Source organism: Maridesulfovibrio bastinii DSM 16055 (genome assembly GCF_000429985.1).
GTDB classification, from domain to species: Bacteria; Desulfobacterota; Desulfovibrionia; order Desulfovibrionales; family Desulfovibrionaceae; genus Maridesulfovibrio; species Maridesulfovibrio bastinii.
Genome location: NZ_AUCX01000005.1, coordinates 237,987 through 247,375 on the forward strand (window position 1 = coordinate 237,987; position 9,389 = coordinate 247,375).

Annotated in this window: 9 protein-coding genes; 5 read left to right on the forward strand and 4 right to left on the reverse strand. The window is 43.4% G+C overall.

Going from position 1 to position 9,389, the window contains the following annotated elements:
• Positions 1-63 precede the first annotated feature (63 nt).
• Both G496_RS0101030 and acs read right to left on the reverse strand, forming a co-directional pair.
• Entirely contained in the window at positions 64-402 is a 339-nt protein-coding gene (locus G496_RS0101030) for a hypothetical protein (protein WP_027177633.1), read from the reverse strand.
• Between the two features lie 376 nt (positions 403-778).
• Complete coding sequence (acs, locus tag G496_RS0101040; protein ID WP_027177635.1) at positions 779-2,764, reverse strand: acetate--CoA ligase; 1,986 nt, start codon at positions 2,762-2,764, stop codon at positions 779-781.
• A 303-nt stretch (positions 2,765-3,067) separates the two neighbouring features.
• Here acs and G496_RS0101050 point away from each other — a divergent pair, with 303 nt between their 5' ends.
• The 3 genes from G496_RS0101050 (at position 3,068) to G496_RS0101060 (ending at position 5,674) form a co-directional block, all read left to right on the forward strand.
• On the forward strand, positions 3,068-4,630 hold the full coding sequence (locus G496_RS0101050; RefSeq protein ID WP_027177636.1) for a glycosyltransferase family 9 protein: 1,563 nt from the start codon (positions 3,068-3,070) through the stop codon (positions 4,628-4,630).
• An 82-nt stretch (positions 4,631-4,712) separates the two neighbouring features.
• Positions 4,713-5,312: a DUF8043 domain-containing protein gene (locus tag G496_RS0101055; RefSeq protein ID WP_027177637.1), complete on the forward strand. Its 600-nt coding sequence runs from the start codon at positions 4,713-4,715 to the stop codon at positions 5,310-5,312.
• A gap of 8 nt (positions 5,313-5,320) precedes the next feature.
• Positions 5,321-5,674 (forward strand): hypothetical protein, encoded by a 354-nt coding sequence (locus tag G496_RS0101060; protein ID WP_027177638.1) that lies wholly within the window; start codon positions 5,321-5,323, stop codon positions 5,672-5,674.
• A gap of 160 nt (positions 5,675-5,834) precedes the next feature.
• Here G496_RS0101060 and G496_RS0101065 read toward each other — a convergent pair whose 3' ends face one another.
• A complete protein-coding gene (locus G496_RS0101065; protein WP_425411659.1) occupies positions 5,835-6,758 on the reverse strand; it encodes a PilZ domain-containing protein in 924 nt (307 codons plus the stop codon).
• Positions 6,759-6,972: 214 nt separating this feature from the next.
• On the opposite strand from G496_RS0101065, the gene G496_RS0101070 reads away from it, so the two are divergent.
• Complete coding sequence (locus tag G496_RS0101070; protein WP_027177640.1) at positions 6,973-7,815, forward strand: ribonuclease H-like domain-containing protein; 843 nt, start codon at positions 6,973-6,975, stop codon at positions 7,813-7,815.
• A gap of 259 nt (positions 7,816-8,074) precedes the next feature.
• A complete protein-coding gene (locus G496_RS0101075; protein WP_027177641.1) occupies positions 8,075-9,055 on the forward strand; it encodes a hypothetical protein in 981 nt (326 codons plus the stop codon).
• Positions 9,056-9,182: 127 nt separating this feature from the next.
• On the opposite strand, the gene G496_RS21385 is transcribed toward G496_RS0101075, so the two are convergent.
• Positions 9,183-9,389 (reverse strand): hypothetical protein (locus G496_RS21385; protein ID WP_245577837.1); only part of this gene is annotated, 207 nt, incomplete at its 5' end.

A 9,389-nucleotide genomic window follows, 5' to 3' on the forward strand; every position in this document is an offset into this window, starting at 1 on the left:
CGGAAAAAACAGGAAACGCCTATTCCCTGTTTTTACCGCCTGTATCAGTTTCAGTAAAGAATCTTATTTAATCAGGTTGGAGATGTCTCCACCAAGTCCGCCGCCCATTCCGCCGAGACCGCCGGAGGTTGAGAGGGTCAGGTTGCTGGAAGCTTCAAGGTATTTGGTTTCAATCTCTTCAGGGCAGTTTTTGTATTCATATATAATATGTCTGCCATCGATTTCACCGTCAATATCGTTGTCGAACGGATAACCGAAGGGAAGGATCATCATTTGAACACCCTGCTGTGAAGGTACGGTCTGGAGAATAGCCGGATCAACAATCTTGCTGTTTTCTGCATCCCACTTGCCGATAACCATGTCTCCGTTGATGAGCTTGAAAAGTTTTATTTCTTTAGCCATTAGAAACTCCTTGAATTCAACACTGATCAAAATCAGCGCATTGTTTTATTTCGTTGTTAATGCAGCTTTTTTATCACACTCTGCGAGCATGAAAAAAAATCCCGGACAGGCCGAGCCTTTCCGGTTTTATTTTAGCAGGGCTGCTACGCTCTCTTGGTTATATGTAGTTAGTTACCTCGATTGCATGTGTCAAGATGGCTGGTTTAAAATCAACCGAACGCAAAACGGTTTCCTGATGAATGGAAATCTCAAAAAAAGTATTGCTGACGGATAGTTAAAGAAAATTTTTCTGTCTGACTTCATTATATGAATGAAGTCCCGGCCAGATCTGACCGGGACTTCACGGGGGAGGAGTGATGCACTTCGTATGAGTGATTTAGCTGTTTACCACTTCTTCGTATCCTTCAATAAGATCGGTAACAATTGAAGGATCGGCAAGGGTGGAAGTGTCTCCGAGGTTGGAAGTATCCTCTTCAACAATTTTTCTGAGAATTCTTCTCATAATTTTTCCGCTTCTTGTTTTAGGAAGTCCCGGAGTGAACTGGATAATTTCCGGAGTAGCCAGAGGCCCGATTTCCTTGCGGACATGGATCCTGAGTTCTTTTACCAGTTCATCGTCTTCATCAAACTCAGGTTTGATGGTTACATAAGCATAAATAGTCTGGCCTTTCACTTCATGCGGCTTACCAACAACGGCGGCTTCTGCTACTGCCGGATGAGATACCAGTGCGGATTCAATTTCAGCTGTTCCCAGTCTGTGTCCTGATACGTTTATAACGTCATCAACACGTCCCATTATCCAGTAGTAGCCGTCTTTGTCTTTTCTGGCTCCGTCACCGGATTCATAGCATCCGGGAAATCCTGCAAAATACTGCTGTTTGAATCTTTCCTGATTGCCCCATACTCCGCGAAGCATACCCGGCCATGGTTTTCTTATAACCAGAAATCCACCTTCGTCAGGACCGACTTCTTTGCCGTGTCTGTCAACAATTGCTGCGTCAATTCCGGGCAAAGGCAAAGTTGCTGAACCGGGCTTGAGCGGTGTCGCATAGGGGAGCGGGGCAAGAATATGTCCGCCTGTTTCAGTCTGCCACCATGTATCCACGATAGGCAGTTTTCCTTTACCTATTTTTTCATGGAACCAGACCCATGTTTCGGGGTTTATCGGTTCTCCAACCGATCCGAGAACCCGCAGTGAAGAGAGGTCGTGTTTTTCAGTCCACTTGTCACCTTCACGCATCAGGGCGCGGATTGCCGTAGGTGCGGTATAGAATGTATTGACCTTGAATTTTTCACATACCTGCCAGAATCTTGAAGGATCAGGATATGACGGAACAGATTCAAACATAATGCTCGTGCTGCCGAGAGCGAGCGGACCATATACTATATAAGTATGTCCTGTTACCCAGCCTACGTCAGCGGTGCACCAGTGGATGTCATCTTCACCGAGGTCAAATACCCACTGGCAGGTGTGAGCCGCATAGGTCAGGTATCCGCCGGTGGTATGGTAAACACCCTTGGGAGCGCCGGTGCTTCCTGAGGTATAAAGGATGAAAAGCGGGTCTTCTGCATCCATTATTTCATAGGGACAATCGTCTGAAATATCACTCTCACTCATGAGGTCTCCCCAGAAGTGATCCCGGCCTTCAACCATTTCTATTTTGTTTTTGGCTCTTGGAACAACTACGCACTGCTCAACGCAGGGGCAGTCCTTGAGAGCTTCATCGGAATTTGGTTTGAGTGGAATGGTTCTTCCGCCACGCAGAACTCCGTCTCCGGTAATATGAATTTTGGCTCCGCAGTCTTTGATGCGGTCGCGCAGACTGTTGGAACTGAATCCTGCAAAGATGATAGAGTGCGGAGCTCCTATTCTGGTACAGGCCAGCATGGCTATTGCCAGTTCCGGGATCATTGGAAGGTAAATTGAAACCCGGTCACCTTTTTTAACGCCCATCTTTTTTAAAACATTGGCAAAGCGGCATACTTCACGGTGCAGCATGTCATAAGTATATACTTTTACTTCATCGTCTTCCTCACCCTGCCAGATGAGTGCAGCTTTGTTGCGGCGTCCATTTTCGAGATGACGGTCAAGGCAGTTGGCAGAAACATTAAGTTTTCCGCCCTCAAACCATTTGATTTCCGGAGTATCGAAATTATATTCAAGAACTGTATCCCACTTTTTTTCCCATGTCAGAAGTTCTTCGGCACGTTCCGCCCAGAAACCTTCCATATCGTTTATGGAACGGTCATAAACGGCTTTGTATTCATCAAAGCTTTTGATATGTGCAAAGGACACATCCGAAGGCGGGTTGAATATGCGGTTTTCCGTTGAGAGAGTTTTGATTTTTTTGCTGTCACTCATTACAGGCATCCTCCGTGTCTGATTTTTATGGTACCGATCTTGAATAAATTTAAGGCCCGCCAATCACTCCTGTTTGATCGTTCGGGTAATTTCTTTATACTTATGGAGGACTGCCGGTGCATCTGATTTTCGATGAACGGCAGGACGATTTTACTTGTTTTCAGGTGGTTTCCGTTTAGCTGGCATATTCGTCCGTTTATCTGAACCAGAAGCCGTTAATAGATGGGATGAAGATTTGCACGCCATGGTCTGGCGGTGTTTACTGGCAAAATTGAAAAAAACTTTTAATCCGGGTCCGCTAAAATGAATGTACTTGTCATAAATCTGACCAGATTCGGAGATCTTCTCCAGACTCAGCCGGTTCTAAGCTCCTTTGCTGCTCGGCAAGCCGCCACTTCACTCGTTTGTCTGAAAAATTTTTTCGGTGCAGCCCCGTTGCTGCGTGATGTGGACTTTGTTTTTCCTCTACCCGGAGCCACTTTTTTATCTGCTGCTGAGCGTGACTGGAAAGAAGCACTTGGACATTTTGAAAATTACTGTCTTGAAATTGAAAAAAAATTCAAGCCGGATATTGTTGTTAATTTAACTCCTTCCATACCGGCAAGGCTGCTGGCCATGCGTCTTGGAAGAGGGCGCGAAGTAAGAGGATTTGCTCTGGATGAATTCGGTTTTAATGCGGATACTTCAGCCTGGGCAGCGTTTTTACAGGTTGCCTCGGTAAACAGGGGAGCCAGTCCCTTTAATGTTGTCGACCTGTTCAGAAAAGTTGCCGGGATTGATGAAGCTGTCCCATTCAGATTGTCCGACGTTGAGGAGGGTGAAAAAAATAAAGCTCTTCAAAAGCTTAAAAATGAATCAGGGCTGAATGCTGCCGGATTCATAGGTTTTCAACCCGGAGCAAGTGAGGAGCGCAGACGCTGGCCTGCTGATTATTTCAGTAAACTAGGCAAAATGGTGTGGGAAAGATTGCATCTGGTTCCGGTTCTTTTCGGAACTGAATCAGAGTCGCAAGTTGGGCAGCAAATATTGACAGGGCAGGATTTTCCTTGTGTTAATCTTATGGGCCGAACGGATCTTTCCGGCCTTGGTGCGGCTCTATCCTGCATGAAACTGCTGGTTACCAATGATACCGGGACCATGCATCTGGCAGCAGGGCTTGGTGTGCCTCTTGTTTCTATTTTTCTGGCAACCGCACAGCCTTTTGACACTGGCCCGGCAAGGGAGGGTTCTCTTTCTCTTGAGCCGGATATTGTGTGCCATCCGTGTTCTTTCGGTGTGCCCTGTGAGCAGGAGCATGCCTGTCGTCATAAAATCAAAGCTGATAGTGTCTTCGGGTATATTGAAAGTTATCTTAACTGCGGAAAATGGAAGAATAATCAGCTTGATGATACTGACCGCAGCGCAGCCAGAGCATGGCTTGCCGTGCGGGATGAAAAAGGTTTTCTGGATTTAGCATCTCTTTCAGGGCATGGGGTATCTGACCGTGCAGTGTGGATCAGGATTCAGCGTGAAGCGTATCGTCGATTTCTTGACATGGAGGATTTCGAAAGACCCTTTATAATGGACCGGAAGCCCTCTGTTCTTTTTTGTAATGAAATTGGCAATACCCTTGATGAAATTTCAGCCCTGCTGTTTCTGATGATAAAGCAGGCCGTACTTCTGGCTAAAGCTCCCACAGAATCTTTAAAAACAGGATTCTTAGCTAATATACAGAAAATACAAGATAAAATGTCTGAAAAAACAGAGCTGAGCGTACTCGGTTCTTTGTGGATTTTTCAATCACAGCAGCAGCTTGGCCTTGAAGGATTGGTCAATCTTTTAAAAAAATACTCTGCGCTGGTTTCCTTTTTCAAAAGATGTTTATGAAAAATGGTATGAATTTTGTATAATGCTAGTTGAATCTTATTTATCGGAAATTATTTCGTAGCATACCAGGAGGAGAATTAACATGGTCGTCATTGATGGACAGAAAAGTGATGTGAATATCAGTAATTTTGAAAATCTTGAGCAGGTTTTTGAAAATGTGATGAATGAAGGATACCTGCAGGATCGTATCGTAACTGATGTTATTTTGAATAATGAACCTTTCAGTGAAATTTATCCGCATCAGTCAGAAGATATCGAAACCGGTGAAATAGAAAGTCTGGAAATAAAGAGTGCCAGTATCACCGAAATGGCCTCAAATATCACCCTTGAAATGTACAAGGTTATAAACATCATGGCCGGAGGCGGTAAGCAGGTCGCTGAACTTTTCCGTCAGGCTGATGATGCCGAAGCTCTGGAGCTTTATCAGGATCTTCTTGATGTAACCCGTGATTTTCTTGGAATGATCGGATCACTCAGAGATACTTTCACTCTTAAAGATCATCCTCAGTTCACAAAGAATGTTGAAGAATTTAATTCCCTTTTCACAGAAATGAGTGAAGTTCTTGAAAATGAAGACTGGATTCTGCTTGCAGACCTGCTTGAATTCGAATTTCTGCCAGCAGTTAACAAATGGAAACAAGTTGTCTCCGATATTCGTGAAGATATCAGAAGCTCAAAATAGAGGCTTTTATGGCTGACACTCTGAAACTTCTTGATCAGGCTCTGGAAATCGGGCGCAAGGAACTTAGGGCTCTTGAAACTGGTGACGTGGATAGTGCCGAGGTCCTGTGTTTTGAAAGAGATAGACTGACTAACGAAGCTCTTCAGAATAAAGGCCGGACAGATTTCGATGCGAAATTGGAGAGGGTTGACGGGTTGAGGGAATTGCAGAAGCAGATTACGGAGGAAGCCCGTAAACTGCACTCTCAGCTTAAAACTGAAATTTTAAGTGTTAAAAAAAAGACCAAAGTTTTTTCCGCTTATGGCGGTTCTCTGCGCGGTGGAAAAAAATTTGCGAACCGATATTTAAATAAGACAGGTTGACCGGGGATATCCGGCAACGACGTGCGGCATGAGACGAAATAAAAGCCGGAGGATTAAAATAATCTTCCGGCTTATAAAAAAGTCCGTTGGCCGCAAAAAAAGCGGTATTCTTCACAGTTTTGTGCAGTTGATCCGCTTTTTTTGTCAGACAGTTCTGCGCTTACAGCTCATACCATTGCAGCAGCTGTTCATCTTCGTCCTGAATTATTCCTGAATGGGTAAATTCTATACCTAATCTTGTCTTGTCCGGACCCTTTTCTTCAAGGGAGCGGATTTTACCGGCATACCAGTATGGTTTGAATATTTTCTGGCGGAAATTGAACATAAAAATATTCAAGAGCACATCACTGTCAGTTGTAAAACGCTCATCAACAAGATCATTTATCGCGCTTACGGCGATTCCCCCGTTGGATATATTTATAATGCTGTTTTCTTCCTGACCGCCTGCACGGGGGTCGTATGAGTTAACCGCAAGATCAGGCACTGAATCCGAAAAATCATCCCTTGAGTTTTTGATATCACCGGCCCAGATTTTAACCCTGATGAATTGCTGGTCTACAACTCGCTTGCGGCGATGCTGTCTTCTGGGAGTATTGGAAAATTTTTCAGGCATTTCAGCCGAAAAGGAAGTGCAGAGGCCGTTCTTCTTTTCCGTTTTAAGAAGTCTTGCCGTAAAGCTGTTGATTTTATCAGTAGAAGTGTTTTCCGGTCTGAACATGAAAAGGACTTCCAGCTCAGGTTTCAAAATTACACTTCCTGAATTTTCCAGCATCTCCATTTTTATACGGTCTTTTTTTATGGATGTAATTACCGCACGGCCACAGATAGCAGTAGGACTTCCGGGAAGAGCAACATCTATTATGGCGCCTTCCTTATGAAGTTTTTTCAGCACTGAAGGGCTTGAAGATTTCTTCTTGGATGGTCTGGAAACAATAATTACCAGCAGAGTTACAATAAATGCCACAGCGGTTGCGGTTCCAATGATCAGGGGAACATACTCCGGTGGCATCTGGTCTATTAGTTTTTTTGCAGGAATAAAAATATGTTCATCTATTCTGCTGATCACAGACTGGATATCTGGCATTTCCAAAATATAACCGCCTTGGCTGCGCTCTGGTCAAGCTTATTAACTTCCCCGATCATGACCTCTGATAACATTTTTTCTTTATTTCCGACACTGACTGATGTCAATAAAGCATCTCTGGACCTATAACTAAATCAGGCGTACAGAATGTTACTAATTGGGAACATAATTTATTAATCGATTTATCAAGTACATTTTTAAAGGCTTATATAAAATGTTGAAGAGTACTTTCTGTCATCTTCCCGGAGTGGGAGCAGCAACTGAAGAGAAGTTGTGGAAAGCCGGCATTGTTGAATGGTCGGATATTATTGAAGGGCGTTCAGCCCCTGTTTCAGTGAAAAAGCTTATGGCCATGCAGAAAGGCTGTGCTGATTCTTTGAGACATCTTGAAAATGGTGACGTTGAATGGTTCGGGAAAAATCTTCCTGCTGCGGTTCAGTGGCGCATGTTTCCTTATTTTATGGATAAAGCTGCTTATATTGATATTGAAACAACCGGCACAAATTTCGACTATTGCGAAATTACAACAATCGCTTTGTGGACCGGCAGCGAAATTAAAACTTACATCAACGGACGCAATCTTGATGACTTTGCTGCTGACATTGCTGAATTTCCTTTGCTGGTGAGTTTTAATGGTAAATGTTTTGATATTCCTTTTATAGAGAAATTTTTCGGCATCAGGATTAATGCTGCCCATATTGATCTGCGATTTGTTTTCAGAGCGCTGGGCATAACCGGCGGGTTGAAAGGTATTGAAAAACATTTCGGGATAAACCGTGGAGATGCGGAAGGGCTGGATGGTTTTTTTGCTGTCCTGCTCTGGAACGAATATGAAAAGTATGCTGATGAAAAGGCTCTGGAAACGCTTCTAGCCTATAACGTGATGGATAGTGTTAATCTGGAAAATCTGATGGTCAGAGCCTATAACCTCCACATAAAAGGTCCATGTTGCAGGGAGCTTGACCCCCTTGAGCAGAGGGCTGTTCCCGAAAATCCGTATAAAGCGCATAGAGATGTTGTGGATAAAATTTTATCCAGACATAACGGCGGGTTTTAAAGTCCGTTCAGCATCAAGAGCAAAAAATTCCTATCAGGCTGCTTTCATTAACTTGGAAGCAGCTTTTTTTATGGGTTTTTAAAAAATGTTTATAAAAATTATTAAATTATTACAAAGAAATAGCACGACTGTTTGTCAAAATTCTAGGCTCAGAAAATTTGTTGGGTACGTTCTGTGCATTGATCCCATGCAGGAAAGATTGACCGCCATATATTAAGATAAAATAAATTTAGAAGAACAAATATAAGGAGATATTGTGATGCGGGAGCACAGTACAGCAGTTTCAACGTCATTGCCCAAACATTACCCTACAGAGGTATTGCAGCCTGAACTGTATAATGATTCTTCAGTTCTTCACGATTTAGCTAAATTTTGTGACCCGGCAACAAACATAAGTGATGCCGATCTTCTCAGTTTCGTGCTCAAATATTTTTATTGTTATGTAAATAACGATGGTTTTGATGAGAAGGTCTCCCATGCCGAGGTCAGCCGTTTGTGTGAAATGTTCAGCAGGCACCGCAGCCTGAATGAACCCGGTGATGATATTGAGATGATGAATTATATGAGACAGTGGTCCTTTTCATTACGCATGCTGGGAGACATCACTAAAACGGCCCATGTACTGCGCTCAATTATCAATCAGCAGATGTCCCCGAAGTTAAAAGAGCTTGATAGTTATGTCGGTCTTGATATCGGTACCGGAACCGGGATTCTGCTTATTTCCCAGTATATACACGCTCATAGAAACGGTTTTGATGATATTTCCCTTTACGGAATAGAGTACGATAAAATTGTAGGTCTTCAGACTTACAAGCTTTTTAAGACTCTCGATCTTGGGGAAATTATTATGGGAGATGCCAGAGAGAGCAAGACCTATGAAGATCTTATGGACAAGGAAATAGCCTTTGTCTCCAATGAAACTGTTTCGGCCATGCATCAGCCCTTAAGACGTGAGCATTTTGTTTCCATCTGCACAACCCTGTTTAAAACCATTGGTAGAAACATAAAAGACGCTGCCTTTTTCCCCGAGGGGCTGATTGCTTATTGCAAGGAAATGAATGTTTCAGTCCTGCTGGCCAAGAATACTGCTTTTCAGGGACCCAAGGAGTATCAGGGCTTGAATTTATTCCCTCAGGGAATCATAATCGAAGGCAAAATAGTTCCCCTGCATCTGCTTGGTGAAGAAATGCAGCCCATGCTGACCGAATGGGCCAGACACGCACTTCCCAGACGCTGGTAACAGCACTGCAAAAAATATTTTTAAAACTCCTTCCTGTTTTTATAAGCACAGGAAGGAGTTTTCAGATTGCTGACTAACCCCGTTTTTTTTAAAAGCGGGGTTTTATTACGCCCTATTTCTGTTCGATTTAGTTTGAAAAATTTAAATTTGGTCGATCAAATCCCAAGTTCGAAGCAAAACAGTGAACGGAACTCTCTTTGAAGGCAATAGTTTTAAAAATATCAGAAAATATGCGTCTAGCGCTTAGGATAAGCGCTATTTTCTTCATGTTTTGGCAGGCTGCGCAGAGGAGACTTTGTTCTTGAGCCTTCGAGAGGCCGCGCATTCTGGCATA

Excerpts from the sequence above, each read along its gene's own strand:
- G496_RS0101075 (WP_027177641.1), top strand. The coding sequence starts at position 8,075 with ATGCGGGAGCACAGTACAGCAGTTTCAACGTCATTGCCCAAACATTAC.
- G496_RS0101055 (WP_027177637.1), top strand. The coding sequence starts at position 4,713 with ATGGTCGTCATTGATGGACAGAAAAGTGATGTGAATATCAGTAATTTT.
- acs (WP_027177635.1), bottom strand. The coding sequence starts at position 2,764 with ATGAGTGACAGCAAAAAAATCAAAACTCTCTCAACGGAAAACCGCATA.
- G496_RS0101050 (WP_027177636.1), top strand. The coding sequence starts at position 3,068 with ATGAATGTACTTGTCATAAATCTGACCAGATTCGGAGATCTTCTCCAG.
- G496_RS0101065 (WP_425411659.1), bottom strand. The coding sequence starts at position 6,758 with ATGCCAGATATCCAGTCTGTGATCAGCAGAATAGATGAACATATTTTT.
- G496_RS0101060 (WP_027177638.1), top strand. The coding sequence starts at position 5,321 with ATGGCTGACACTCTGAAACTTCTTGATCAGGCTCTGGAAATCGGGCGC.
- G496_RS0101070 (WP_027177640.1), top strand. The coding sequence starts at position 6,973 with ATGTTGAAGAGTACTTTCTGTCATCTTCCCGGAGTGGGAGCAGCAACT.
- G496_RS0101030 (WP_027177633.1), bottom strand. The coding sequence starts at position 402 with ATGGCTAAAGAAATAAAACTTTTCAAGCTCATCAACGGAGACATGGTT.